General features: G+C 67.5%; 25 protein-coding genes. 11 read left to right on the forward strand and 14 right to left on the reverse strand.

The window, feature by feature from the left end; translation table 11 throughout:
- The first annotated feature begins 15 nt into the window (after nt 1-15).
- From ftsY to AC5P8Z_RS01265, 3 genes are all read left to right on the forward strand, one after another.
- Nucleotides 16-1,317, forward strand: a complete 1,302-nt coding sequence (gene ftsY / locus AC5P8Z_RS01255; RefSeq protein WP_295565895.1) for a signal recognition particle-docking protein FtsY — start codon at nt 16-18, stop codon at nt 1,315-1,317.
- A 91-nt stretch (nt 1,318-1,408) separates the two neighbouring features.
- Entirely contained in the window at nt 1,409-2,533 is a 1,125-nt protein-coding gene (gene mutY, locus AC5P8Z_RS01260; protein WP_495227855.1) for an A/G-specific adenine glycosylase, read from the forward strand.
- A gap of 5 nt (nt 2,534-2,538) precedes the next feature.
- Nucleotides 2,539-2,808, forward strand: a complete 270-nt coding sequence (locus AC5P8Z_RS01265; protein WP_019661206.1) for an oxidative damage protection protein — start codon at nt 2,539-2,541, stop codon at nt 2,806-2,808.
- 74 nt (nt 2,809-2,882) lie between these two features.
- Here the strand turns inward: AC5P8Z_RS01265 and AC5P8Z_RS01270 are convergent, their stop codons facing one another.
- The 10 genes from AC5P8Z_RS01270 to AC5P8Z_RS01315 all read right to left on the reverse strand — a co-directional run bounded on the left by AC5P8Z_RS01270 (nt 2,883) and on the right by AC5P8Z_RS01315 (nt 9,867).
- The gene (locus AC5P8Z_RS01270) at nt 2,883-3,332 is read right to left on the reverse strand and encodes a DUF6491 family protein (protein WP_495227856.1); all 450 of its coding nucleotides are present in this window, start codon (nt 3,330-3,332) and stop codon (nt 2,883-2,885) included.
- Between the two features lie 140 nt (nt 3,333-3,472).
- Nucleotides 3,473-4,186 (reverse strand): lipoprotein-releasing ABC transporter ATP-binding protein LolD, encoded by a 714-nt coding sequence (gene lolD, locus AC5P8Z_RS01275; RefSeq protein ID WP_014036806.1) that lies wholly within the window; start codon nt 4,184-4,186, stop codon nt 3,473-3,475.
- Nucleotides 4,179-5,420 (reverse strand): lipoprotein-releasing ABC transporter permease subunit, encoded by a 1,242-nt coding sequence (locus AC5P8Z_RS01280; protein WP_286071643.1) that lies wholly within the window; start codon nt 5,418-5,420, stop codon nt 4,179-4,181. The genes lolD and AC5P8Z_RS01280 overlap by 8 nt, the downstream gene beginning before the upstream one ends.
- Nucleotides 5,421-5,443: 23 nt before the next feature.
- A complete protein-coding gene (locus AC5P8Z_RS01285) occupies nt 5,444-5,893 on the reverse strand; it encodes a hypothetical protein (RefSeq protein WP_343229512.1) in 450 nt (149 codons plus the stop codon).
- Entirely contained in the window at nt 5,844-6,092 is a 249-nt protein-coding gene (locus tag AC5P8Z_RS01290; RefSeq protein ID WP_005409080.1) for an FAD assembly factor SdhE, read from the reverse strand. Before AC5P8Z_RS01290 ends, AC5P8Z_RS01285 begins: the two co-directional genes overlap by 50 nt.
- A 98-nt stretch (nt 6,093-6,190) precedes the next feature.
- Entirely contained in the window at nt 6,191-6,976 is a 786-nt protein-coding gene (locus AC5P8Z_RS01295; RefSeq protein WP_005409079.1) for a succinate dehydrogenase iron-sulfur subunit, read from the reverse strand.
- A 66-nt stretch (nt 6,977-7,042) separates the two neighbouring features.
- Nucleotides 7,043-8,833, reverse strand: coding sequence for a succinate dehydrogenase flavoprotein subunit (gene sdhA / locus AC5P8Z_RS01300; RefSeq protein WP_286071642.1), 1,791 nt, complete (start codon nt 8,831-8,833; stop codon nt 7,043-7,045).
- Nucleotides 8,834-8,864: 31 nt separating this feature from the next.
- The gene (gene sdhD, locus AC5P8Z_RS01305; RefSeq protein ID WP_005409077.1) at nt 8,865-9,251 is read right to left on the reverse strand and encodes a succinate dehydrogenase, hydrophobic membrane anchor protein; all 387 of its coding nucleotides are present in this window, start codon (nt 9,249-9,251) and stop codon (nt 8,865-8,867) included.
- Nucleotides 9,248-9,640 carry a succinate dehydrogenase, cytochrome b556 subunit gene (sdhC, locus tag AC5P8Z_RS01310; protein WP_005409076.1) on the reverse strand — a complete coding sequence of 131 codons (393 nt, stop codon included), beginning with the start codon at nt 9,638-9,640 and terminating at the stop codon, nt 9,248-9,250. The genes sdhD and sdhC overlap by 4 nt, the downstream gene beginning before the upstream one ends.
- A gap of 56 nt (nt 9,641-9,696) precedes the next feature.
- The gene (locus AC5P8Z_RS01315; protein ID WP_005409075.1) at nt 9,697-9,867 is read right to left on the reverse strand and encodes a DUF1674 domain-containing protein; all 171 of its coding nucleotides are present in this window, start codon (nt 9,865-9,867) and stop codon (nt 9,697-9,699) included.
- A 39-nt stretch (nt 9,868-9,906) separates the two neighbouring features.
- Here AC5P8Z_RS01315 and ygfZ point away from each other — a divergent pair, with 39 nt between their 5' ends.
- Nucleotides 9,907-10,782, forward strand: coding sequence for a CAF17-like 4Fe-4S cluster assembly/insertion protein YgfZ (gene ygfZ / locus AC5P8Z_RS01320; protein ID WP_286071641.1), 876 nt, complete (start codon nt 9,907-9,909; stop codon nt 10,780-10,782).
- A 138-nt stretch (nt 10,783-10,920) separates the two neighbouring features.
- On the opposite strand, the gene AC5P8Z_RS01325 is transcribed toward ygfZ, so the two are convergent.
- Nucleotides 10,921-12,003, reverse strand: coding sequence for an ABC transporter ATP-binding protein (locus AC5P8Z_RS01325; protein ID WP_286071640.1), 1,083 nt, complete (start codon nt 12,001-12,003; stop codon nt 10,921-10,923).
- Between the two features lie 352 nt (nt 12,004-12,355).
- On the opposite strand from AC5P8Z_RS01325, the gene zwf reads away from it, so the two are divergent.
- The 5 genes from zwf (at nt 12,356) to eda (ending at nt 18,354) form a co-directional block, all read left to right on the forward strand.
- Nucleotides 12,356-13,792 carry a glucose-6-phosphate dehydrogenase gene (gene zwf, locus AC5P8Z_RS01330; RefSeq protein ID WP_343229511.1) on the forward strand — a complete coding sequence of 479 codons (1,437 nt, stop codon included), beginning with the start codon at nt 12,356-12,358 and terminating at the stop codon, nt 13,790-13,792.
- Nucleotides 13,789-14,796, forward strand: a complete 1,008-nt coding sequence (gene glk, locus AC5P8Z_RS01335) for a glucokinase (RefSeq protein WP_286071638.1) — start codon at nt 13,789-13,791, stop codon at nt 14,794-14,796. Before zwf ends, glk begins: the two co-directional genes overlap by 4 nt.
- The gene (pgl, locus tag AC5P8Z_RS01340) at nt 14,793-15,515 is read left to right on the forward strand and encodes a 6-phosphogluconolactonase (RefSeq protein WP_295565878.1); all 723 of its coding nucleotides are present in this window, start codon (nt 14,793-14,795) and stop codon (nt 15,513-15,515) included. Before glk ends, pgl begins: the two co-directional genes overlap by 4 nt.
- Before the next feature lie 57 nt (nt 15,516-15,572).
- A complete protein-coding gene (gene edd / locus AC5P8Z_RS01345; RefSeq protein ID WP_286071636.1) occupies nt 15,573-17,489 on the forward strand; it encodes a phosphogluconate dehydratase in 1,917 nt (638 codons plus the stop codon).
- A 205-nt stretch (nt 17,490-17,694) separates the two neighbouring features.
- Nucleotides 17,695-18,354 carry a bifunctional 4-hydroxy-2-oxoglutarate aldolase/2-dehydro-3-deoxy-phosphogluconate aldolase gene (gene eda / locus AC5P8Z_RS01350; protein WP_495227857.1) on the forward strand — a complete coding sequence of 220 codons (660 nt, stop codon included), beginning with the start codon at nt 17,695-17,697 and terminating at the stop codon, nt 18,352-18,354.
- A gap of 257 nt (nt 18,355-18,611) precedes the next feature.
- Here the strand turns inward: eda and AC5P8Z_RS01355 are convergent, their stop codons facing one another.
- The 3 genes from AC5P8Z_RS01355 to ispG all read right to left on the reverse strand — a co-directional run bounded on the left by AC5P8Z_RS01355 (nt 18,612) and on the right by ispG (nt 21,455).
- Nucleotides 18,612-19,259, reverse strand: a complete 648-nt coding sequence (locus AC5P8Z_RS01355; RefSeq protein ID WP_054171469.1) for a response regulator — start codon at nt 19,257-19,259, stop codon at nt 18,612-18,614.
- 200 nt (nt 19,260-19,459) lie between these two features.
- Nucleotides 19,460-20,209 (reverse strand): phosphatase PAP2 family protein, encoded by a 750-nt coding sequence (locus AC5P8Z_RS01360; RefSeq protein WP_495227858.1) that lies wholly within the window; start codon nt 20,207-20,209, stop codon nt 19,460-19,462.
- Nucleotides 20,190-21,455 carry a flavodoxin-dependent (E)-4-hydroxy-3-methylbut-2-enyl-diphosphate synthase gene (gene ispG / locus AC5P8Z_RS01365; RefSeq protein WP_106467705.1) on the reverse strand — a complete coding sequence of 422 codons (1,266 nt, stop codon included), beginning with the start codon at nt 21,453-21,455 and terminating at the stop codon, nt 20,190-20,192. The genes AC5P8Z_RS01360 and ispG overlap by 20 nt, the downstream gene beginning before the upstream one ends.
- A 114-nt stretch (nt 21,456-21,569) precedes the next feature.
- Between ispG and AC5P8Z_RS01370 the strand changes: the two genes are divergently transcribed.
- Nucleotides 21,570-22,796, forward strand: a complete 1,227-nt coding sequence (locus AC5P8Z_RS01370; RefSeq protein ID WP_295565871.1) for an ATP-binding protein — start codon at nt 21,570-21,572, stop codon at nt 22,794-22,796.
- A complete protein-coding gene (locus AC5P8Z_RS01375) occupies nt 22,793-23,356 on the forward strand; it encodes a response regulator transcription factor (RefSeq protein ID WP_495227859.1) in 564 nt (187 codons plus the stop codon). The genes AC5P8Z_RS01370 and AC5P8Z_RS01375 overlap by 4 nt, the downstream gene beginning before the upstream one ends.
- The last annotated feature ends 15 nt before the right edge of the window (nt 23,357-23,371 follow it).

Genomic DNA, 23,371 nt, shown 5'->3' on the forward strand with positions numbered 1-23,371 from the left:
CAGCGCCTTTTGCCAATGCTCAGTTTTTTCCGCCGCAAGAAGCCCCAGGATGCCCCCGCAGCGGAGGCACCCAAGACCCAGCACTACTCGGCTGAAGAGCTGGCGGCGGCGTTTCCGTCGGCCGCGCCGGTCGAGGACAAGCAGCCGGCTCCTGTAGCCGTACCGGCCGAGCCTGCACCGGTCGAGCCGCCCCCCGCAGCCGTCGTTCCGGTCGCTGTCGCGCCCACACCGGTGATTCCGGCTCCAGCCGCACCGGTTCCGGCAGCTCCGGCGCCGATCGACGTTGCTCCCATCGCGCCTGCGGCCATCGAACCCGCACCGGTACCTGAGTCCGCCCCGGCCCCGGTCGCCGACGACCTGCCCGCCGCCGCGTCGGTCGACGCCGTGCCCGCTCCGGCCGGCAAGCCCGGCTGGCGCGAACGCCTGCGCAACAGTGTCATCGCGCGCAGCTTCGGCGGCCTGTTCTCGCGCAACCCCAAGCTCGACGACGACCTGCTGGACGAGCTGGAAACCGCACTGATCACCGCTGACGTCGGCGTCGGCGCCACCACCGACCTGGTCGAAGGCCTGCGCAGGCGCATGAAGTCGCGCGAGTTCGCCGATGCCAATGCGCTGCTGGCCGCGCTGCGCGCCGAGCTGATCGCGATCCTGCAGCCGGTGGCCAAGCCGCTGGTGATCGACCGCAATGCCAAGCCCTTCGTGGTGCTCACCGTCGGCGTCAACGGCGTCGGCAAGACGACCACCATCGGCAAGCTGGCCAAGCGCTTCAAGGATGATGGCCACAGCCTGATGCTGGCCGCCGGCGATACCTTCCGTGCCGCGGCCGTGGCCCAGCTGCAGGCCTGGGGCGAGCGCAATGGCGTGGCCGTGGTCGCCCAGGGTCAGAACGCCGATGCCGCTTCGGTGGCGTTCGACGCGCTGCAGGCAGGCAAGGCCCGCGGTACCTCCGTGCTGATTGCCGATACCGCCGGCCGCCTGCACACCCAGTCCGGCCTGATGAACGAACTGGGCAAGATCCGCCGCGTGCTCGGCAAGATCGACCCCACCGCGCCGCATGAAGTGCTGATGGTGATCGACGGCACCACCGGCCAGAACGCGCTGTCGCAGCTGCGCCAGTTCAATGCTGCGGTGAACGTGACCGGCCTGGTGGTGACCAAGCTGGACGGCACTGCCAAGGGCGGCGTGGTGTTCGCGCTGGCCCGCGAGTTCGGCATTCCGATCCGCTTTGCCGGCATCGGCGAGCGCCCGGAAGACCTGCGCGTGTTCGATCCGGAAGCCTTCGTCGACGCCCTGCTGCCTGAAGCGCTGGGTGCCTGATATACCGTGCAGCCACCGCACTCTGGTGCAGCCACCCCTGGGGTGGCGCTACGAGGGTGAACCCACGGCTGGCTGCCTCTCTGGAACACCGATGCCCCGCCAGCCGCACGCCAGCGCCGACACTGCCCAGCACGACGGCTTCGTCGCCCGCCTGCTGCACTGGTTCGACGACCACGGCCGCCACGACCTCCCCTGGCAGCACCCCCGCAGCCCCTACCGGGTCTGGCTGTCGGAGATCATGCTGCAGCAGACCCAGGTGGCCACGGTCATTCCGTATTTCCAGCGGTTCCTGCAGCACTTCCCGACCCTGCCCGACCTTGCCGCTGCCAGCAACGACGCGGTGATGGCGCAGTGGGCCGGGCTTGGCTACTACGCTCGCGCCCGCAACCTGCACGCGGCAGCCAAGCGCTGCGTCGAACTGCACGAGGGCGACCTGCCGCGTGATTTCGAGGCGCTGCACGCCCTGCCCGGCATCGGCCGCAGCACCGCCGGTGCGATCCTCAGCCAAGCCTGGAACGACCCGCTCGCGATCCTCGATGGCAACGTCAAGCGCGTGCTGAGCCGTTACCACGGCATCGACGGCTTCCCCGGCCTGCCGGCCATCGAGAAGCAGTTGTGGGCCATCGCCGAGGCGCACGTGGCACAGGTTCCGGCCGGACGCATGGCCGATTACACCCAGGCGCAGATGGACCTGGGCGCCACCGTCTGCAGTCGGGCCAAGCCGGCATGCGTGATCTGCCCGCTGCAGGACGACTGCGTGGCACGCCGCGAAGGCCGCACCGCTGAGTTGCCGACGCCCAAGCCCAGCAAGACCCTGCCCGAACGCGTCGCGGTCGCCCTGCTGCTGCGCGACGCCCAGCAGCGCGTGCTGCTGCAGAAGCGGCCGGATACCGGCATCTGGGCGCAGCTGTGGACGCTGCCGCAGGCCGAGACGGGAAGCGACCTGCAGGACTGGTTCGACACACATGTGGACGGCTCGCTGGAAGATGCCGACGAACTGCCGGTGCTGCAGCACACCTTCAGCCACTACAAGCTGCATCTGCAGGTACTGTCGCGGCAGGTACACGGCCTGCGCGTGGAAGAACCCACGCTGCGCTGGGTGGCTGCCGACGAACTGCCCGCGCTGGGCCTTCCGGCGCCGATCCGCAAGCTGCTCGACGGCGCCACGATCAAGACGCCGAAACGAACCTCCAAGAAATCCCGCAACCACGAGTGAGTGCCATGCCCCGAACCGTCTTCTGCCAGTACGAACAACGCGATGCCGAGGGCCTGGACTTCGTGCCCTACCCCGGTGAGCTGGGCCAGCGCATCTTCAACAACATCGGCAAGCAGGCCTGGGCCGCGTGGCTGGCCCACCAGACCATGCTGATCAACGAGAACCGGCTGTCACCGCGCACGCCGGAGCACCGCGCGTTTCTTGAAGGCGAACTGGTCAAGTTCCTGTTCGAGAAGGACGCGGAGAAGCCCGCAGGCTTCGTTCCGGAAGCCTGACCCACAGGTCGTGCCGGCCGCTGGCCGGCAACCTGGCATCCGTGCGATGCCGGCCAGCGGCCGGCACTACCGCCCTATTTCGCGTTTTCCTCGCGCTCCTGCACCTGCGCCTGGCGCAGCTCCTGTTCGGAAGCACGCAGCGCCTTGACGTCCAGCTTGCGGATGCTGTTGATGAAGCACGGCATGCGCGGGCCGCCGGCAGGGTCACGCACCAGCACCTTGTCGAAGCGCGCCGAGACACGGTTCATCTGGCTGGTCAGGCCGATGGCGGTGGCATACGGCAGATCCTGGCAGGGGCCGTTCAATTCCAGCAGGTAGGCTTCGCTGGGTCGCGTCCAGACCGCCAGCGCGCTGTCACCCAGCTCGGTCCAGCCATTGAGGCTGCCGAAGAACTGCATGTCATTCTGTGGTGCACCGGCGTGGGCCCGGTACAGGTCCAGCTTTTCGGTGCTGCTGAGCCGGCCGGTGGTGGCGCAGGCGGCCAGGGCCATACAGAGGCCGGCCAGCAGAAGCGGGGTCTTCATGGCGATCTCCTTGGGGAACTGGCGCCATCATGCGCCCGACCGGGCAACGCTGGCGCGAAGGCCGGCGGCCCCATTCAGCCGCTGGTCGGCGCCTTCCCTGGCCGACCAGGGTCGGCTTCCACCCAAGCTGGCCCAGCGACTCAGACGTCGGCGTGGGCCAGCGCGTGCAGGCGCCCTTCGCGCAGCTCCAGCACCCGGTCCAGGCGACGCGCCAGGCTGCGGTCGTGGGTGACCAGCACCAGGCTGGTATGGCGCGCGCGGTTGAGCTCCAGCATCAGCTCGAACACGGTACCGGCGGTGCGGTCATCCAGGTTGCCGGTCGGCTCGTCACCCAGCACGCAGGCCGGGTGGTTGACCAGTGCGCGCGCGACGGCGGCGCGCTGGCGCTCGCCACCGGACAGTTCACCCGGCTTGTGGTCCAGGCGATGGCCCAGGCCGACCGCTTCCAGCAGCGTGGTGGCGCGGCTGCTCGCCTCGGCCACCGCGGTGCCGGCCAGCAGCACCGGCATCATCACGTTTTCCAGCGCGGTGAACTCCGGCAGCAGGTGATGGAACTGGTAGACGAAGCCCAATGCCTGGTTGCGCAGCAGGCCACGCGCGGTGTCCGACAGCGCCGACATGCGCTGGCCGGTCACGTAGACCTCGCCGGCGGTCGGAATGTCCAGGCCGCCCAGCAGGTGCAGCAGCGTGCTCTTGCCGGCGCCGGAGGCACCGATGATCGCCACCGTCTCGCCGGCGGTCACGGTCAGGTCCAGGCCATCGAACACCGGGGTCTGCATGCGCCCTTCGGCGTAGGTCTTGCCCAGTGCTTCGGCGCGGATCACTTCATCGCCGCGGTTGAAGACCTTATTCATAACGCAGGGCCTCCGCCGGCTGGGTGCGTGCTGCCCGCCAGGCGGGATACAGGGTGGCCAGGAAGCTCATCAGCAGTGCGACCACGGTGATCGCCACCACGTCGCCGGTCTGCATGTCGGTTGGCAGGCCGGTGATGTAGTACACATCCTCCGGCATCAGCTTGACGTTCAACACGCTCTCGATGGCGCCGAGGATGCGCTCCAGGTTGAGGGTCAGGGTGATGCCACCGATCAGGCCGGCCAGCGTTCCGAAGATGCCGATCAGCGAGCCCTGCACCATGAACACCTGCATCACGCCGCCCGGCGTGAGGCCGAGGGTGCGCAGGATGGCGATGTCGGCCTGCTTGTCGGTCACCAGCATCACCTGCGAGGAGACCAGGTTGAAGGCGCCCATGGCGATGATCAGCGACAGCAGGATGCCCATCACCACCTTCTCCATGCGCAGCGAGTGGTAGAGATTGGCGTTCTGCTGGGTCCAGTCGCTCACGCGGTAGGCACCGCCGAGGTTCTGCGCCAGATCCACGCCCACTTCCAGCGAGCGGTCCATGTCGTGCAGTTTCAGGCGCACGCCGGTGGCACCGTCGCTGCGCAGTACGCGCTCCAGGTCCTGCATGTTGGCGAAGCCGACGCCTCGGTCGACCTCGTTGTAACCGGCCTCGAAGATGCCACTGACGGTGAAGCGTTTCATCCGCGGCACCGCGCCGGCAGGCGTGCCCTGCACTTCTGCAAAGGTCACCAGCACCTGGTCGCCAACGTCCACGCCCAGCCAGATCGCCAGCTCCTTGCCCAGCAGCACGTTGAAGCTGCCCGGCTTGAGGCTGTCATAGCTGCCCTTGGTGATCTTCTTGTCGATCACCGACACCTTCGGTTCAAGCGCCGGGTCGATGCCCTGGATGATCGCGCCCTGCACGCGCGGGCCGCTGATCATCGACTGGATCTCGATGTACGGCGCGGCACCGGCCACGCGCGGATCCTTGTTGGCCACCTCGACCACCCGCATCCAGTCCGGCATCGGCTCGCCGTCGCGGCTGATGGTGGTGTGCGCGGTCATCTGCAGCAGGCGGCTGCGGATTTCCTTCTGGAAACCGCTCATCACCGCCAGGGTGGTGATCAGCACCGTGACGCCGAGCGCGATGCCCAGGATCGATGCCATCGAGATGAAGGAGATGAAGCCGTTGCGGCGTTTGGCGCGCAGGTAGCGCAGGCCGATGGCCACGGGGATGGGTTTGAACATGCAGGCACGCCGGTCAATTCAGCTTATGGTGCCATCGACCGGGGCTGACGGGAAACGCTGCGTGCGGCGACGGCCAGTCGCAGTTCACGTCGCTGCCCGGAATCGAGCACATCCGGCCAGAACAGCAGGCGCCGGCGGCGCCGATCCTCACGCCAGAGCAACAGCAGCCAGGGGCCGCGCACCACCAGCTGCGGTGTGTCGATGTCCTGCCCCGCCACCTGCAGCGGCGCGGGGGCGGGCGGCAGCAGCACCCCCTGGCGCGGCCTGCGAAGCCGCCACAGCCCTTCGGCAAGGCCAACCGCCCAGGCCAGCAGCACGGCGGGAATCATCAGCCGCGGCGGCAGGTCCGAAGCGTGCAGCAGCCAGGGCGCAGCCAACAGCACCACCAGTTGGGCGACGGCCTGCAGGCGCGACGGGCGCCACTCAAGGCTTGAGGGCGAGGATCTTCTGCATGAGGGGGATCGCGTGCGCATGCGGGCAGGCCTCGTAGCCCATGAACCAGCGCCACAACTTATCGTCCTCGCAGTCGAGCAGGAACAGGAAAACCTCGCGCTCTTCGGTCGGCGCAGTGCTCCATTCGTGGTCGAGGTAGCGCCCGAACAGCTGATCCAGCTCACGCATGCCGCGGCGGCACCGCCAGCGCAGCTTCTTCAGCAGAACGTCTTCTTCCATTGTGCTTCTCCAGATACAGCAAAGCCACGCATGGCGTGGCTCTACTGATGTGGTGCGGCCACGCGTGGCGTGGCTCTACCGGGTACAGCCAGAGCCGATCAGGCGCGGCGTTCCATCATCAGCTTCTTGATCTCGGCGATCGCCAGCGCCGGATTCAGGCCCTTCGGGCAGGTCCGGGCGCAGTTCATGATGGTGTGGCAGCGGTACAGCTTGAACGGATCTTCCAGATCGTCCAGGCGCGCACCGGTGTCCTCATCGCGCGAGTCGATGATCCAGCGGTAGGCCTGCAGCAGGATCGCCGGGCCCAGATAACGTTCGCCGTTCCACCAGTAGCTCGGGCAGCTGGTCGAGCAGCAGGCGCACAGGATGCACTCGTACAGGCCGTCCAGCTTCTTGCGGTCTTCCGGCGACTGCAGGCGCTCGCGGTCCGGCGGTGCCGGGGTCTGGGTGCGGATCCACGGCTTGATCGACGCGTACTGCGCGTAGAAGTGGGTCAGGTCCGGAACCAGATCCTTGACCACGTTCATGTGCGGCAGCGGATAGATCGGCACTTCCTTCTTGCCGCAGTCCGAGATGGCTCGGGTGCAGGCCAGGGTGTTGGTGCCGTCGATGTTCATCGCGCACGAACCACAGATACCTTCGCGGCAGGAGCGGCGGAAGGTGAGGGTCGGGTCGATCTCGTTCTTGATCTTGATCAGGGCGTCCAGGACCATCGGGCCGCAGGCGTCCAGATCGACTTCATAGGTATCGGTGCGCGGGTTGCTGTCGTCGTCCGGACTCCAGCGGTAGATCTTGAAGGTGCGCACGTTCTTCCCGCCGTTCTTGACGGGGAAGTGCTTGCCCTTCGTGATCTTGGAATTCTTGGGGAGTGAAAACTCGGCCATGGCTGCTCTCGTTGGCTCAGGCGGCCCGCGCCCTTGGGCGCGGATTGCATGGTAGGCGGGGTCGGATCAGTACACGCGCGGCTTCGGCGGCACCACGGACACGTCGTCGGTCAACGTGTACATGTGCACCGGACGGTAGTCGAAGCTGCACTTGCCCTTCTCGTCGACGCTGACCAGGGTGTGCTTCTGCCAGTTGACGTCGTCGCGGTCCGGATAGTCCTCGTGCGCATGCGCGCCGCGGCTTTCCTTGCGCTGTTCGGCCGAGTTGATCGTCGCCACCGCGTTGAGCAGCAGGTTGTTCAGCTCGTAGGTCTCGATCAGGTCCGAGTTCCAGACCAGCGAACGGTCGGAGACCTTCACGTCCTGGAACGAGTCGAAGATCTTGTCCATCTTCTCGCAGCCTTCCTTCAGCGTCTGGCTGGTACGGAAGACGGCGGCGTCGGCCTGCATGGTGCGCTGCATGCGATCGCGGATGACCGAGGTCGGGGTATCGCCGTTGGCGTGGCGCAGCTTGTCCAGCAAGCCCAGCGCCTTGTCGCAGGCATCGGCCGGCAGCGGCTTGTGCGATGCGCCCGGCTTGATGGTCTCGGCGCAGCGGTTGGCCACCGCACGACCGAACACCACCAGGTCCAGCAGCGAGTTCGAGCCCAGGCGGTTGGCGCCGTGCACGGACACACAGGCCGCTTCGCCGATGGCGTACAGGCCCGGCACCACGGCATTGTCGTTGTCGCCGACCTTCTGCACCACTTCGCCGTGGTAGTTGGTCGGGATGCCGCCCATGTTGTAGTGCACGGTCGGGATGACCGGGATCGGCTGCTTGTGCACGTCGACGCCGGCGAAGATGCGGGCGCTCTCGGCGATGCCCGGCAGCTTCTCGTCGATCACGCCCGGGCCGAGGTGGGTCAGGTCGAGCAGGATGTGATCCTTGTGCTCGCCGACGCCGCGGCCTTCGCGGATCTCGATGGTCATCGAACGGCTGACCACGTCGCGCGAGGCCAGGTCCTTGTAATGCGGTGCGTAGCGCTCCATGAAGCGCTCGCCGCTGCTGTTGCGCAGGATGCCACCTTCACCGCGGACACCCTCGGTGATCAGGCAACCGGCGCCGTAGATGCCGGTCGGGTGGAACTGCACGAACTCCATGTCCTGCATGGCGATGCCGGCGCGCATGGCCAGGCCGCCACCGTCGCCGGTGCAGGTGTGCGCCGAGGTGGCGCTGAAGTAGGCACGGCCGTAGCCGCCGGTGGCCAGCACCACACCCTGGGCGCGGAACAGGTGCAGCGTGCCGTCGGACATGTCCAGGGCCAGCACGCCGCGGCAGGCGCCTTCGTCGTCGAAGATCAGGTCGAGCGCGAAGTACTCGATCATGAAGCGCGCGTCGTGCTTCAGCGACTGCTGGTACAGGGTGTGCAGCATCGCGTGGCCGGTACGGTCGGCCGCCGCGCAGGTACGCTGCGCCGCCGGGCCTTCGCCGTACTTGGTGGTCATGCCACCGAACGGGCGCTGGTAGATCTTGCCTTCGGCGGTGCGCGAGAACGGCACGCCGTAGTGTTCGAGTTCGATGATGGCGGGGATGGCCTCACGGCACATGTACTCGATCGCGTCCTGGTCACCCAGCCAGTCCGACCCCTTGATGGTGTCGAAGAAGTGGTAGCGCCAGTCGTCCTCGCCCATGTTGCCGAGTGCGGCCGAGATACCGCCCTGGGCGGCAACGGTGTGCGAACGAGTCGGGAAGACCTTGGTCAGGCACACGGTCTGCAGGCCCTTGGCGGCCAGGCCGAACGTGGCGCGCAGGCCGGCGCCGCCGGCGCCGACCACGACCATGTCGTACTTGTGTTCGGTGATCTTGTAAGCGGACATCTAATCTGGATTCCTGTGTTGGTGCCTGGGCTCAGGCAACGCCGAGGGCGATGCGGCCCACCGCAAACACACTGACGATCATGCCGAGCACGGCGACGAACTTCACCGCGGTCTGCAGCACCAGGGCCAGCAGCGATTCGTGGATGTAGTCTTCCAGCACGACCTGCATACCGAGCTGCGCGTGCCAGAACATGGCGATCAGCAGGCCGATCAGAGGCACTGCGTTCCACGGCTTGGCCACGGCGGCGGCGGCGGTCGCGTAGTCCGAGCCCAGCAGGCCCAGCACGAAGACCAGGAACCAGATGCCCAGCACCACCAGCGCGGCGGCGGTCAGGCGCTGGTGCACGAAGTGCTCGGTGCCGGTCTTGGCCGAGCCAAGGCCGCGCACGTTCTTCAGCGGGGTACGGAACTTGCTCACGCGGCACCTCCGAACATCACATAGGCCCACACCAGCAGGGTGATCACCAGGCTGCCGGTGACCGACAGCCAGCTGCTGCGGATGAAGGCGGGGATGCTGAAGCCGATGGCGAAGTCCTGCACCACGTGGCGGATGCCATTGCACAGGTGATAGGCGAACGACCATGTCCACGCGAACAGGAACACGCGGCCATACCAGGCCCCGGCATGGCCGGTGAAGCAGTTCCAGGACTCGGGCCCCATCATCAGGGCCAGCAGGCCGGCAGCGATGATGAGGGCACCAACAGACAGAAAGACGCCAGTGGCTCGATGCAGGATCGAGGTGGCCATCTGAATCTGCCAGCGATACACCTGAAGGTGCGGGGAAAGTGGGCGTTGTCTGGTCGCCATTCGCTGGGCTCGTTGTCTCGGCTGGGCGGCACACGGCCGCGTTGGCTCAATGCTGATCAGAAATCGATGCAGCGTCCGTTTTTCTCCCAATCGCCATACCGCACCGGATCAAGTCCGCCGCGGCCGCCGAATTCCTCTGCTTTTTCCTGTTCCACGGGCACGGGTGCCGCGGGGACCAGCGGGGCTTCAGATTCGTCGTCGGGAGTGGGGGTTGTTTGGCCTATCATGTTCGGTCTCGCAACGCACAAATTTTAGACCTCGTTCACGTGCCTGACAACCTGCCCCCTGCTTTCGTCGGATATCCGCGCCTGCCCGGCCACCAGCTGCTGAGCCTGCAGGGTGTGGATGCGGCCGTTTTCGCCCACGCCCAGTTCAGCAGCGACGTCACTGCCCTGCCCCTGCTGCACTGGCAGTGGAGCGCCTGGCTGAGCGCCAAAGGCCGCACCCTGGCGGTGTTCCAGCTGCTTCGGCTGGCCGACGACCACGTGATGCTGGTGCTGGCCGACGGTGATGCCGATGCGATTGCGTCGCAACTGCAGCGCTTCGTGTTCCGCCGCAAGGTGAAGGTGCAGGTACGCAGCGACCTGGCCGTGGCCGGAGCGTTCACTGCGCCGGAGGCTGCCAGCAGCGCCGCGATCGCGCAGGCCGCAGGTGATGGGTGGGAACTGGACCTGGGCAGCGATGCCCTGCCGCGCACCCTGCGCATTGGCGCCGCCGATGCCTTTGCCGCCGGCAGCGAAACCGATGAGGCCGCTTTCGCCCTGGCCTGGCGCCAGGCCGACCTGCGCTACGGGCTGCCACGGCTTGATGAAAGCCAGCGCGAAGTGTGGACCCCGCAGCAGCTGGGCCTGGACCGCCTGAACGGCTACAGCGTGAAGAAGGGCTGCTACCCGGGCCAGGAAATCGTTGCCCGTACCCACTTCCTCGGCAAGGCAAAGCGCGCGGTGCAGCTGCTGCATACCGCCGCACCGGCGCAGGCCGGCGAGGGCGTGCAGCAGGACGGCGCCGCGCCGGGCACGATTGCCAGCGTGGCTGGTGAGCTGGCGCTGGCGGTGCTGCCACTGGAGGCCGGCGACGCCGAGCTGCAGGTGGGCGGCGCAGCGGCGCAGCGTATGCCGCTGCTGGATGGGTTGGCGCGCTGAGGTTCACGCCGGGCACGGCCCGGCGCTACCACTTCATCCGCGCATGGCGTGGATCTACTGAACCCACCTTCTGCAGAGCCGAGCCCATGCTCGGCTTCTCCATGAAATACAGTCGAGCGTGGGCCCGGCTCTACAGCATCAGAGGCGTTCGCCGGTTTCGGCGTTGAAGAAGTGCAGGCCCTGCGGGTGGATCGCCACGCGGATGTCCTCGCCCACGGCCGGCAGCGACTGCGGCGCCACGCGCATGGTCAGTGCGTGCTGGCCACTGCTGAGGTTGACGAAGATTTCATTGCCGACCGGTTCGATGCCTTCGATGCGTGCGGTGAACGCATGCGCACCCTCGGCGCCGGCCGGCTGCAGGTGTTCCGGACGCACGCCCACCGCGATCGGCTTCTGCAGCCACGCCGGATTGATCGTGGCCTGGCCCAGCGGTGCACGCCAGTCGCCGTCGACCACGGTCACGCCGCTGGCGTCGCCCTGCAGCGTGCCACGCAGCACGTTCATCGCCGGGCTGCCGAGGAAACCGGCCACGAACAGGTTGGCCGGGCGGTCATACAGCGCCATCGGCGTATCGATCTGCTGGATGATGCCGTCCTTCAGCACCACGATGCGCTGGCCCAGGGTCATCGCTTCGACCTGGTCGTGCGTCACGTAGATCATGGTGGTGCCCAGCTTGCGGTGCAGCTGCGCGATCTCGGTGCGCACGCTGTGGCGCAGCTTGGCATCGAGATTGGACAGCGGCTCGTCGAGCAGGAACACCGCCGGCTCGCGCACCAGCGCACGGCCCAGTGCCACGCGCTGGCGCTGGCCACCGGACATCGCCTTGGGCAGCTTGTCCATCATCTCGGTCAGGCCCAGCGTCTGCGCCGCTTCGGCGATGCGCTTGTCGATGGTCGCCTTGTCATGGCCGCGCAGCTTCAGGCCGAAGGCCAGGTTCTCGGCTACGGTCATGTGCGGGTACAGCGCGTAGCTCTGGAAGACCATGGCGATGTCGCGGTCCTTCGGCGCCACGTCATTGACCACGCGGTCGCCGATGCTCAGCGTGCCGCCGCTGATCTCTTCCAGTCCGGCCACCATCCGCAGCAAGGTCGACTTGCCACAGCCGGACGGACCGACCAGCACCATCAGCTCGCCATCGGCAACCTCGAAGGTGGCGTCCTTCACCGCGACCTGGCCGTTGTCATAGACCTTGCGCACACCCTGCAACTGCACTTTTGCCATATCACCTATCCGGTCCGCCCGAAGCCGGGCTGTCTTTTGGGACTGCCTCGGCCCTCCCGATGGCAGTGATGATTGCGCGCTTGCCGCATGACGGCGAGCACTGCAATCGAATACAGTTGCCCATTCTGCCATGTAAACGTTTTCACGTGGCACTATCCGATGATCGGTGCGCACCGATCTGCGTCGGCGGTGGAACGAAGCTTCCGCCGAGGCAGTGGTTTCGAATGGAACGGTCTTCCGCAGCCCGGTAGAACGGCCCTGACGAACCCCGGACAGGCAGTTGCGCGGATGTCCCACGAACCCAGCCATGAAGCGATTGACAACGATGTCACCCGGATCTGAAACTCGAGCGATGCACGACACCCTCTTCCTGTTCGGTGCCACAGGTGATCTGGCCCAGCGCTACCTGTTCCCTTCGCTGCTTCGCCTGCTTGGCGACGGCCTGCTGCCGGAGGACTTCCGCATCCGCGCACTGGCCCTGTCCGGGCATGACACCGAAGCCTTCCATGACATCCTGCGCCCGCGCCTGCAGCAGGCCATGCCGATGGCCTCGCAGGACGACATCAACGGCCTGCTGCGCCGCATCGACTACCGTTCGGTCGACCTGCGCGACGTCGATTCGGTCGCCGCCGCGGTCTCCGACCTGGTGGACCGCAAATGCGTCAGCTACCTGGCCATTCCGCCAGGCCTGTACATCTCCACCTGCGAGGGCCTGGCCAAGGGCGGCGCCCTCGCCGCGCCGGCGCGCCTGATGCTGGAGAAGCCGATCGGCAGCGACAGCGAGAGCGCCGAGGAGATCATCAGCACCATTGGCCAGTGGATCGACGAGGACCGCGTGTTCCGCCTCGACCACTATCTGGGCAAGGCGGCGGTGCAGAACCTGATCGCACTGCGCTTCGGCAACACGCTGCTGGAAGCGGTGTGGAACCGCAACTACATTGAATCGGTGCACATCCTGGTCGCTGAAAGCGAAGGCGTGGATGGCCGCGACGCCTACTACGCCCGTTCCGGCGCGCTGCGCGACATGGTGCAGAGCCATATCCTGCAGCTGCTGTGCATGGTGGCGATGGAGCCGCCGGCCTCGCTGGAAGCCGATCGCATCCGCGACGAGAAGGTCAAGGTACTGCGTGCGCTGCGCCCGCTCGATGCCAGGCACGCCGCGCGTGACAGCATCCGTGGCCGCTACACCGCCGGGACCATCAACGGCCAGCCGGCGCAGGCCTACCAGCCACCGGAAGGCAGCGACGTGGAAACCTTCGCCGGCGTCACCGCGCATATCGACAACTGGCGCTGGAGCGGCGTGCCGTTCCATCTGGTCACCGGCAAGCGTTTGCCCGAACGCACCACCCGCGTGGTGGTCACGCTGAAGCCGGTCACCCACTGGCTGTTCGAGCGCCCGCAGCGCGCGCATGCCGCACCGAACCGCCTGGTGTTCCAGCTGCAGCCGCAGGAGAACATCGAACTGGGCCTGATGAGCAGCCTGGCCGGCCCGGAATGGGGCGCGCTGGAACTGCATCCGCTGGAACTGGAGCTGTCGGTGCCGACCGGCCTGCACCGTCGCATCGCCTACGAACGCCTGTTCCTGGACGCCTTCAACGGCAACCACACGCTGTTCGTGCGCGACGACGAAGTGCGTGCCGCATGGGCCTGGATCGACAGCGTGGCCGATGCCTGGAAGGCGGCCAAGCTGCCGCTCGAACCCTACCCCGCGGGCCAATGGGGCCCGAGCAACGCAACGGAGTTCCTGCCGCAGGGCGTGGATGCACCCGACAGCGGAGCGTCGGCATGAGTGCCGTCTCGCAGCCGGTGCTGGTCGCCGACATCGGTGGCACCAACGCCCGCTTTGCCTTGGCCGACACCTCGCTGGACGCGCCATTGCTGAAGGAGAGCATCCGCGAGTACGCAGTGGCGGAGTTCCCGTCGCTGGGGGATGCCGCGCGCCACCACCTGGAACAGATCGGTGCTGCGGCCAGCCGTGGCGTGTTCGCCGTCGCCGGCCGTGTCGACGGTGACGAGGCCCGCATCACCAACCATCCTTGGGTGATCTCGCGCAGCCGTACCGCAGCGATGCTGGGTTTCAACGAACTGCACCTGATCAACGACTTCGCCGCGCAGGCGATGGCGATCTCGCTGCTGCAACCCGATGACGTAGTCCAGGTTGGCGGTGCCGCCTGGGTGCCGGGCAAGCCAGGTCAGCCGCGCAACTACGCGGTGATCGGGCCGGGCACCGGCCTGGGTGTCGGTGGCCTGATCCTGCGCCACGGCCGCTGCTATCCGCTGGAAACCGAAGGCGGCCATGTAAGCTTCCCGCCGGGAACACCGGAAGAGATCCGCATCCTGGAGATCCTGTCGGAGCAGTTCGGGCGCGTCTCCAACGAGCGGCTGATCTGCGGCCCTGGCCTGGTCAACATCCATCGCGCGGTGTGCGAGATGGCCGGCATCGACCCGGGCCAGCTGCAACCGGTGGACGTGACCGCCCGCGCCCTGCATGGCGATCCGCAGGCAATGCGCACCGTCGATGTGTTCTGCGCCGTGTTCGGCGCCATTGCCGGCGACCTGGTATTGACCCAGGGCGCCTGGGACGGCGTGTTCCTGACCGGCGGACTGACCCCGAAGATGCTCGATTCACTGCAGCACTCCGGGTTCCGCCAGCGCTTCGAGCACAAGGGGCGGTTCTCTTCGATCATGGCGCGGGTGCCGTCGCTGGCCGTGATGCATCCCCATGCCGGACTGCTGGGCGCCGCTGCCTATGCCGCCGACGCCGAACGTGACGCACCAGGAGTTGCCGCATGAGCCCCACCTTCCACGACGACCGCATCGACTTCATCCAGCATGGCGATGCCGATGGCTGGATCGAGGCGGTGGCCGCCGAGATGGCGCAGACCCTCAGCCACGACATCAATGAAGTAGGCCGTGCGCGCATCCTGCTGTCCGGGGGCACCACGCCGGCCCCGGTGTACCAGGCCCTGGCCGAACTGGACGTGCACTGGGACCGCGTGGAGGTGAGCCTGGCCGACGAGCGCTGGCTGTCGCCGCAGGATCGCGACAGCAACGCCTGGCTGGTCCGCGAAAACCTGCTCAAGCGCGCCGAAGGCGCCCATTTCGATCCGCTGGTGCGGATCGGCAAGCCGCTGCCCGAATGCGTCTACACCGCCAACCTGCAGGCCCAGCACAGCCAGCCGCCGAGCCTGGTGGCGCTGGGCATGGGCAACGACGGCCACACCGCCTCGCTGTTCCCGGGCGCGAAGGACCTGGCCCGTGCACTGGAAAGTACCCTGCCCTACGCAGCGCTGGATGCCACCGGCTGCCCGGGCGCGAACCAGTGGCCGCTGCGCATCACGCTGACCCCGCATGGCCTGCGCCAATGCCGCCAGCGCCTGCTGCTGCTGCGCGGCAAGCAGAAGCTGCAGGTGCTTCGCCAGGCGCTGGACAGCAATGACGCCCAGCAGTACCCGATCCTCAATGCGATCAACCTGGACGGCGCGCGCCTGCGCGTCCACTGGGCTGATTGATGTCGGCGGCGGCGCACGCCGCCGCTTGCCTCTCGCCACCACGAACGCCGGTAGCCAATGAGCCTCCATCCGCAACTGCAAGCCATCACTGAGCGCGTCATCCGCCGCAGCGCCGCCTCGCGCGCTGCCTACCTGGCCGCGATCGACGCCTCCCTGCGCGAGGGCCCGTTCCGCAGCCGCCTGAGCTGCGGCAACCTCGCCCACGGATTCGCCGCCTGCGGCGGCACCGACAAGAGCCGCCTGCGCGGTGGCGTGACGCCGAACCTGGGCATCATCACCGCGTACAACGACATGCTGTCGGCGCACCAGCCGTTCGAGACCTATCCCGAGCAGATCCGCGAAATCGCCCGCGAGCTGGGCGCCACCGCACAGGTGGCCGGCGGCGTGCCGGCGATGTGCGACGGCGTCACCCAGGGCCGAGGCGGCATGGAACTGTCGCTGTTCTCGCGCGATGTGATCGCACAGGCGACCGCCATCGGGCTCAGCCACGACATGTTCGACACCACCGTCTACCTCGGCGTGTGCGACAAGATCGTGCCGGGCCTGCTGATCGGTGCACTGGCCTTCGGCCACCTGCCGGCGGTGTTCGTGCCGGCCGGCCCGATGACCCCGGGCATTCCGAACAAGCAGAAGGCCGAAGTGCGCGAGCGCTACGCCGCCGGCGAAGCCACCCGCGAAGAGCTTCTGGAAGCCGAGTCCGCGTCGTACCACGGCGCTGGCACCTGCACCTTCTACGGCACCGCCAATTCCAACCAGGTGCTGCTGGAAGCGATGGGCGTGCAGCTACCGGGTGCGTCGTTCGTCAACCCGGGCACGCCGCTGCGTGATGCACTGACCCGCGAAGCCACCGAACGTGCGCTGGACATCACCGCGCTGGGCGATGACTTCCGTCCGCTGGGCCGGATCATCGACGAGCGCGCGATCATCAACGCGGTCATCGCGCTGATGGCCACCGGTGGGTCGACCAATCACACCATCCATTGGATCGCCGTGGCACGCGCCGCCGGCATCGTGCTGACCTGGGACGACTTCGACGAGCTGTCGCAGCTGATCCCGCTGCTGGCCCGCGTCTATCCGAACGGCGACGCCGACGTGAACCGCTTCGCTGCGGCCGGCGGCCCGGCCTTCGTGTTCGGCGAGCTGATCAAGGCGGGCCTGATGCACGGCGACCTGGTCAGCGTCGCGCGTGGCGGCATGGCCGACTATGCGCGCGAGCCGCAGCTGCGCGACGGCCGGCTGGTCTATCTGCCGGGCCTGGAACGCAGCGCCGATGACGAAGTGGTGCGTGGCGTCGACAATCCGTTCGAGCACCAGGGTGGCCTGCGCCTGCTGCGCGGCAATCTGGGCAAGTCGCTGATCAAGCTGTCGGCGGTGAAACCGCAGTACCGCACGATCGAGGCCCCGGCGGTGGTGGTGGATGCACCGCAGGTGTTGAACAAGCTGCACGCCGGTGGCCTCCTGCCGCAGGATTTCGTGGCGGTGGTGCGCTACCAGGGCCCGCGTGCCAACGGCATGCCGGAACTGCATTCGCTGGCACCGTTGCTGGGCCTGCTGCAGAACCAGGGCCGGCGCGTGGCGCTGGTCACCGACGGCCGCCTGTCCGGTGCCTCGGGCAAGATTCCGGCGGCGATCCATGTGACGCCGGAAGCGGCGCGCGGTGGCCCGCTGGCCAAGGTCCGCGAGGGCGACATGATCCGCCTCGATGGCGAGGCTGGCACGCTGGAAGTGCTGGTGGATGCGGCGGAATGGGCCGCACGCTCGCTGGCACCGAACACCGCGCCGGCCGCGCATGACCTGGGCCGCAATCTGTTTGCGACCAACCGTCGCGTGGTGGGTCCGGCGGACCAGGGGGCGATTTCGATTTCGTGCGGGCCGGCGGCGGCCGATGGTGGGCCGTGGGAGTACGACGCGGAGTACGAGCTGGGGCATGATGCCGCGGCTGCGGCGGCGCCGCATGAGGCGAAGGACGCCTGAAGCGAAAAGCCGCGGCAGGCTTCCCGGCCTGGGCAGTAGAGCGCCCTGGCCGGGACACGCCGTAAACCCATCCATGGGGGCTCGATCGCGGCATCCATGCCGCTCACGGTCCCGGCCAGGGCGCTCTACTGCCCTTGGACAATTCCCGGCGCGTCATCTGCGCTGCGGCCACTGAATCAAGAAGAGCAAAGGCAAGGGCAAAAGCATGGGTATCGAACAACATCAGGTGAAGGCGGCGGAGCTGTTGCATGCGGCGGGAATCCTGCCGGTGGTGACGATTCATACGCTGGACCAGGCGCGGGCGGTCAGTGCGGCGCTGCTGGAAGGTGGCCTGCCGGCCATCGAGCTGACGCTGCGGACGCCGGTGGCGATGGAAGCGCTGGCGATGCTCAAGCGCGAGCTGCCGGATGCGGTGGTGGGCGCGGGCACGGTGCTGACCGTGGAGCAGATGCAGCAGTCCATCGATGCAGGTGCGGATTTCCTGGTGACGCCGGGTACGCCGCCGGCCCTGGCTGATGCGCTGGCCGCTGCGCCGCTGCCGGTGGTGCCGGGTGCGGCCACGCCGACCGAGCTGCTGTCGCTCTACGCGCGCGGCTTCCGTGTGTGCAAGCTGTTCCCGGCCACGGCCGTGGGCGGGCTGGCAATGATCAAGGGCCTTGCTGGCCCGGTGGCTGACCTGAAGCTGTGCCCGACCGGTGGCATCACCGAGAACACCGCCGCCGAATACCTCGAACAGAAGAACGTGGTCTGCATTGGTGGTTCGTGGATGGTGCCGGGCAACTGGATCGCCGACGGCGAATGGGACAAGGTGCGCGCCAGCGCCGCCGACGCCGCGAAGATCATCCAGCGCGTTCGCGGCCACTGAGCCCAACGCAGCTGTAGAGCCGAGCCCACGCTCGGCTCCACGCCAGCGGAATGGAAAGCAGCCGAGCATGGGCTCGGCTCTAGAGGACCAGCATCCAGAGCGGGCAAAGCGCGCGACCCGCTCCCGCTCTTCCTTCTTCATTCCGCGGTGGACGCGCACGGAACCTGTCCGTGGCCCTGCGGAGGGATGGCGCGACCGAGCCTCCAGAATCCAACCGCACCACCACCGCGAGGGGCTCAGCCGTTGGCCGAAACCCGTTACAGGGGCCGTGCCGGATCCACCAGCCCGTACTGGCTGGCCATCCGCGCCAACGCGATGTTGTCGTGGATCCCCATCTTCTCGAACAACCGCGCCTTGTGCGTATTGACCGTCTTCGCACTCAGGCTCAGGCGCCGCGCGATGTCTTCCTGACGCAGGCCCTGGGTCAGCAGCAGCGCCACCTCAAGCTCGCGCGGCGACAGGTTGTCGAACGGCGAACCGTTGCCTTCCACCGTCGACAGCGCCAGGTTCTGCGCGATGCTGGTGCCCAGGTACCGACGGCCACCTGCCACATCACGCACCGCACGCAGCAGTTCCTGCGCATCGCAGCCCTTGCCGATGTAGCCGGCCGCGCCGGCTTCGAGCAGGCGCTTGGGCAGTGGGCCGTCTTCCAGCACCGACACGATCACCACGCGGGTGTTGCGGTGGCTGCGGACGATGCGCTCGGTCACTTCCATGCCGCTCACGCCCGGCAGATGCAGGTCGCACAGCACCACGTCCGGCAGCAGCTGGCGGACCTCGCGCAGCGCGTCCTCGCCGGTTTCGGCTTCGCCCACCACCTCGATGTCGGTTTCCCCCGACAGAATCATCTTCATACCGGTGCGGACCAGCGCGTGGTCATCCACCAGGTAGACTCGAATCGTCATCCACGTACCTCTTCGAATGCGGCCATTGCAGGTCAAGCTAGGCAGGGTGCCGATACCCTGCAAGCGCGTCCGGAATGCGGCGCTGGCGATCTGCCTTGCGCATCACATAACCGCGCGTTGTGCTTACCCCCTGTCTTGCAGAACCTGCTGCAACGAAACAACTGATCTATCACGTAGACGTCCCTCAAGGGCCGTCCACGTCAAACCCCCTGTGTTGGTGCTTCGCTGGCCTTCGCTGGCGGCGGGCCGTGACGTCGCCAAGGATGCCGGCGACTGAACATGACCAGATAGCACCCTACCACCCAAACCAGCGCGGCACACCATCCGGCCAGGATGTCGGAGGGGTAATGCACCCCCAGATAGACCCGCGACACGCTGACCAGCAGGCTGAACGCGGGTGCCAGCATCAGGACCGGCCAGCGCCAGCGGGTGTTCCAGGCCAGCAGCACCAGGGTCACCGCCAGGGTCATCGAACCCATTGCATGCCCGCTGGGAAAGCTGAACGTCGATTCCGGCGCGATCGATTCCCACAGGCTGGGGCGCTGGCGCTGGAAGAACTGCTTGCTGCCCATGTTCAGCAGCGCCGATCCCACGAAGCTGACCCCCACGAAGGTCGCCTCGCGCCAACGCCGGTAGCCCAGCAGCGCGCCGATGATCAGCACGTCGGCCGGGATCAGGAACCACTCGTAGCCCAGTTTCGAGATGAGCACGAAGAAGCGGTCCAGCCAGGGCGAATGCAGGCCATGCATCTGCCACAGCAGGGGGGCATCGAAATGGAACGATTCAAACTCGTGCACTTCGTCCGCCAGGGCGACGAAGCCCGCCAGCGGCAGCAGTACGCCACCGAACAACAGGACCAGGCGCCAGGCGTTGCGCGCCATCCAGTGGCGGAAACCGGAGGCGGACTCCGGTGCAGCGAGGATCGCAGGCTTATCCGGCGCTTCGGACATATTTGTGTTCGACGTAATCGTCGATCAGGGCGACGAACTCCTGGGCGATGTTGTCGCCACGCAGGGTCACCTTCTTCTCGCCATCGACAAACACCGGGGCCGCCGGCGTTTCACCGGTGCCCGGCAGCGAGATGCCGATGTTGGCATGCCGCGACTCACCCGGTCCGTTGACGATGCAGCCCATCACCGCCAGGGTCATGTTCTCTGCACCCGGGTGGTGGATCTTCCACAGCGGCATTTTCTCGCGCACGTGGTTCTGCACCACCTTGGCCAGCTCCTGGAAGAACTCGGAGGTGGTGCGGCCGCAGCCCGGGCAGGCCGTGACCAGCGGCGTGAAGGCACGCTGGCCGGTGGTCTGCAGCAGTTCCTGGGCGACGATCACTTCCTGCGTGCGCGACTGGCCCGGTTCCGGGGTCAGCGAGATGCGGATGGTGTCACCGATGCCTTCCTGCAACAGCACGCTCAGCGCCGCCGACGATGCCACGATGCCCTTGCTGCCGATACCGGCCTCGGTCAGGCCCAGGTGCAGGGCGAAGTCAGAGCGCTGGGCCAGGTCGCGGTACACCGCGATCAGCTCCTGCACGCCACTGACCTTGGCCGACAGCACGATGCGATCGCGCGGCAGGCCCAGCTCCACTGCCTGCTCGGCCGAATCCAGCGCCGAACGGATCAATGCTTCGCGCAGCACGCGGCCTGCATCCCAGGGCTGTTCGCGCAGGTTGTTCTCGTCCATCAGCTTCGCCGCCAGGGCCTGGTCCAGCGAGCCCCAGTTGGCGCCGATGCGCACCGGCTTGTTGTAGCGGATCGCGAACTCGATCAGCTGCGCGAACTGCAGGTCCTTCTTCTTGCCGAAGCCGACGTTGCCCGGGTTGATGCGGTACTTGGCCAGTGCTTCGGCACACGCCGGTTCGGCGGTCAGCAGCTGGTGGCCGTTGTAGTGGAAGTCACCGATCAGCGGCACGTCGATGCCCATCATCGCCAGCTTGTCGACGATGCGCGGGATCGCCGCAGCGGCTTCAACGGTGTTGACGGTCAACCGCACCATTTCCGAACCGGCACGCCACAGCTCGGCCACCTGCTTCACGCTGGAGGCCACGTCAGAGGTGTCAGTGTTGGTCATCGACTGCACCACCACCGGTTTGCCACCGCCAACGGTGACCCCGCCGATCTGGACGGCATGGGTCTGGCGGCGCGGCCAGGCAGTGGCATCGGAGGGGGGAGTCGGGCGGGTGACGGCGTCGTGCATGAGCGCATTCTACCGCCCGGCCCCGCATTCGGGGTGACTCGCATTCAGCCCGCGGCACGGCTGCGGCCTATTGTCGCAGGCACGCCTGCGCGTGAACGCATACGATGAGCGTGCATGACCGGTCCCGACGCCCCGTTTCTCCGAACCCTGTGCAGCCTGCGCTGGCTTGCCGTAGGTGGCCAGGCCGCCACCATCCTGGTCGCCACCTGGGTGCTGGGCCTGCCGTTGCCGCAGCTGCCGCTGTGGGCCGGCGTGGCAGTGCTGACCCTGTTCAATGTCTATACCCAGCTGCGTCCGGAAGCGGCTGACACGGCACCGCTGACCGCGTTCGGCCACATCCTGGTGGACGTGATCATCCTGACCTGGATGGTCGGCTGGAGCGGCGGCATGGCCAACCCCTTCAGTTCGCTGTTCCTGATCCTGATCGCACTGGCCGCGTTCGCCCTGCCCCTGCGCTGGGCGCTGGCGGTCGCGCTGGCCTGCCTGCTCGGCTACGCCGCCAGCGGTATCTTCGGCCAGCCCCTGCCGGACGGCTACTTCCGCGCGCAGGATCTCAACCGCTGGGGCGTGGTTGCCAATTTCCTGATTTCCGCTGCGGTGGTGCTGGCATTCTCCACCCGCCTGGCACTGGCCCTGCGGGAGCGCGAACTGGAACTGTCGGCGCTGCGCGAGCGCTTCGCCCGCAACGAAGGCATCGTCGCCCTGGCGACCCATGCCGCGTCGGTGGCGCACGAACTGAATACACCGCTGGCCACCATGACCCTGCTCGCCGACGACGTGGCCGAGCGCAGTGAAGAGCCGGAAGTGCGCGAGGACATGGAAACCCTGCGCGAGCTGCTGGTGCAGTGCCGCGAGCGTGTGCTGGCGCTGGCCGCACCGGCCTCGGCGGACGGCCCGGGCCGGGCGGTATCCACGGCCCAGCAGGTGCTGGAACAGTGGCGACTGGTGCGTCCGACCATCGATCTGCACCGCAACGAGGATGCACCGCTGCGGCTGCCGCTGGATCCCGGCGTGGGCCATCTGCTGATGGTCCTGCTCAACAATGCCGCCGATGCCGGCGAACAGGCGGGCCGGCCGCGCGTGGACCTGGACCTGCGCATCGAAGGCAACGATCTGATCGGCGAGGTGCGCGACTACGGCCACGGCTTCAACGCGCGCGCCGCGGTGCTGCCGGGCAAGCTGTTCGGCAGCAGCAAGAGTGAAGGCATGGGGGTCGGCCTGGCCCTGTCCCATGCCACCATCGAACGCCTCGACGGCGAGATGTGGATGCGCCCGGCCCAGGGGGCCGGCAGCCGCGTCGGCTTCCGCCTGCCGCTGGCCCTACGCGAGGAAACCCCATGAGCGCCTCAACCCTCGGCCTGCTGGTCGACGACGACGAACTGTACCTGCGCACGCTGCAGCGCAGCCTGGCCCGCAAGGGGCTGGAAACGCAGACCGCGCAGGATGCCGCCAGCGCACTGGCGTTGGCCCGCCAGCATCCGCCCGCCTTCGCGTTGATCGACCTGAAGCTGGGCAGCGACTCCGGCCTGGCGCTGATCCAGCCGTTGCGCGCCCTGCGCGCGGACATGCGGATCCTGCTGGTCACCGGCTACGCCAGCATCGCCACGGCGGTCGAAGCGATCAAGCTCGGGGCCGATGACTATCTGCCGAAGCCGGCCACGGTGCCGATGATCCTGCGCGCCCTCGGTGAGGAAGATGACGGCCCGGCCGACGAGGGCGAAATGGAAGTGCCGGACGCGATGACGCCGATCAGCCGCCTGCAGTGGGAGCACATCCAGCAGGCGATGCATGAGACCGGCGGCAACGTATCGGCGGCCGCGCGCCTGCTCGGCATGCACCGCCGCTCGCTGCAGCGCAAGCTGGCCAAGCGGCCCAGCCCGGAACGCGATCCGAGCCGGTGATCGCTGCCGGTCCCT

It is taken from the genome of Stenotrophomonas sp. YJH_SMC_17 (genome assembly GCF_059371655.1).

What these genes read in the sequence shown, in the direction of transcription:
- AC5P8Z_RS01295 (WP_005409079.1), bottom strand. Translation starts at nt 6,976, where the DNA reads ATGGCCGAGTTTTCACTCCCCAAGAATTCCAAGATCACGAAGGGCAAG.
- ispG (WP_106467705.1), bottom strand. Translation starts at nt 21,455, where the DNA reads ATGCACGACGCCGTCACCCGCCCGACTCCCCCCTCCGATGCCACTGCC.
- glk (WP_286071638.1), top strand. Translation starts at nt 13,789, where the DNA reads ATGAGTGCCGTCTCGCAGCCGGTGCTGGTCGCCGACATCGGTGGCACC.
- ftsY (WP_295565895.1), top strand. Translation starts at nt 16, where the DNA reads ATGCTCAGTTTTTTCCGCCGCAAGAAGCCCCAGGATGCCCCCGCAGCG.
- AC5P8Z_RS01375 (WP_495227859.1), top strand. Translation starts at nt 22,793, where the DNA reads ATGAGCGCCTCAACCCTCGGCCTGCTGGTCGACGACGACGAACTGTAC.
- AC5P8Z_RS01265 (WP_019661206.1), top strand. Translation starts at nt 2,539, where the DNA reads ATGCCCCGAACCGTCTTCTGCCAGTACGAACAACGCGATGCCGAGGGC.
- lolD (WP_014036806.1), bottom strand. Translation starts at nt 4,186, where the DNA reads ATGAATAAGGTCTTCAACCGCGGCGATGAAGTGATCCGCGCCGAAGCA.
- AC5P8Z_RS01285 (WP_343229512.1), bottom strand. Translation starts at nt 5,893, where the DNA reads ATGCGCACGCGATCCCCCTCATGCAGAAGATCCTCGCCCTCAAGCCTT.
- AC5P8Z_RS01280 (WP_286071643.1), bottom strand. Translation starts at nt 5,420, where the DNA reads ATGTTCAAACCCATCCCCGTGGCCATCGGCCTGCGCTACCTGCGCGCC.
- zwf (WP_343229511.1), top strand. Translation starts at nt 12,356, where the DNA reads ATGCACGACACCCTCTTCCTGTTCGGTGCCACAGGTGATCTGGCCCAG.
- eda (WP_495227857.1), top strand. Translation starts at nt 17,695, where the DNA reads ATGGGTATCGAACAACATCAGGTGAAGGCGGCGGAGCTGTTGCATGCG.
- sdhA (WP_286071642.1), bottom strand. Translation starts at nt 8,833, where the DNA reads ATGTCCGCTTACAAGATCACCGAACACAAGTACGACATGGTCGTGGTC.
- AC5P8Z_RS01290 (WP_005409080.1), bottom strand. Translation starts at nt 6,092, where the DNA reads ATGGAAGAAGACGTTCTGCTGAAGAAGCTGCGCTGGCGGTGCCGCCGC.
- sdhC (WP_005409076.1), bottom strand. Translation starts at nt 9,640, where the DNA reads ATGGCGACCAGACAACGCCCACTTTCCCCGCACCTTCAGGTGTATCGC.
- AC5P8Z_RS01360 (WP_495227858.1), bottom strand. Translation starts at nt 20,209, where the DNA reads ATGTCCGAAGCGCCGGATAAGCCTGCGATCCTCGCTGCACCGGAGTCC.
- AC5P8Z_RS01370 (WP_295565871.1), top strand. Translation starts at nt 21,570, where the DNA reads ATGACCGGTCCCGACGCCCCGTTTCTCCGAACCCTGTGCAGCCTGCGC.
- AC5P8Z_RS01325 (WP_286071640.1), bottom strand. Translation starts at nt 12,003, where the DNA reads ATGGCAAAAGTGCAGTTGCAGGGTGTGCGCAAGGTCTATGACAACGGC.
- AC5P8Z_RS01315 (WP_005409075.1), bottom strand. Translation starts at nt 9,867, where the DNA reads ATGATAGGCCAAACAACCCCCACTCCCGACGACGAATCTGAAGCCCCG.
- pgl (WP_295565878.1), top strand. Translation starts at nt 14,793, where the DNA reads ATGAGCCCCACCTTCCACGACGACCGCATCGACTTCATCCAGCATGGC.
- AC5P8Z_RS01270 (WP_495227856.1), bottom strand. Translation starts at nt 3,332, where the DNA reads ATGAAGACCCCGCTTCTGCTGGCCGGCCTCTGTATGGCCCTGGCCGCC.
- AC5P8Z_RS01355 (WP_054171469.1), bottom strand. Translation starts at nt 19,259, where the DNA reads ATGACGATTCGAGTCTACCTGGTGGATGACCACGCGCTGGTCCGCACC.
- edd (WP_286071636.1), top strand. Translation starts at nt 15,573, where the DNA reads ATGAGCCTCCATCCGCAACTGCAAGCCATCACTGAGCGCGTCATCCGC.
- mutY (WP_495227855.1), top strand. Translation starts at nt 1,409, where the DNA reads ATGCCCCGCCAGCCGCACGCCAGCGCCGACACTGCCCAGCACGACGGC.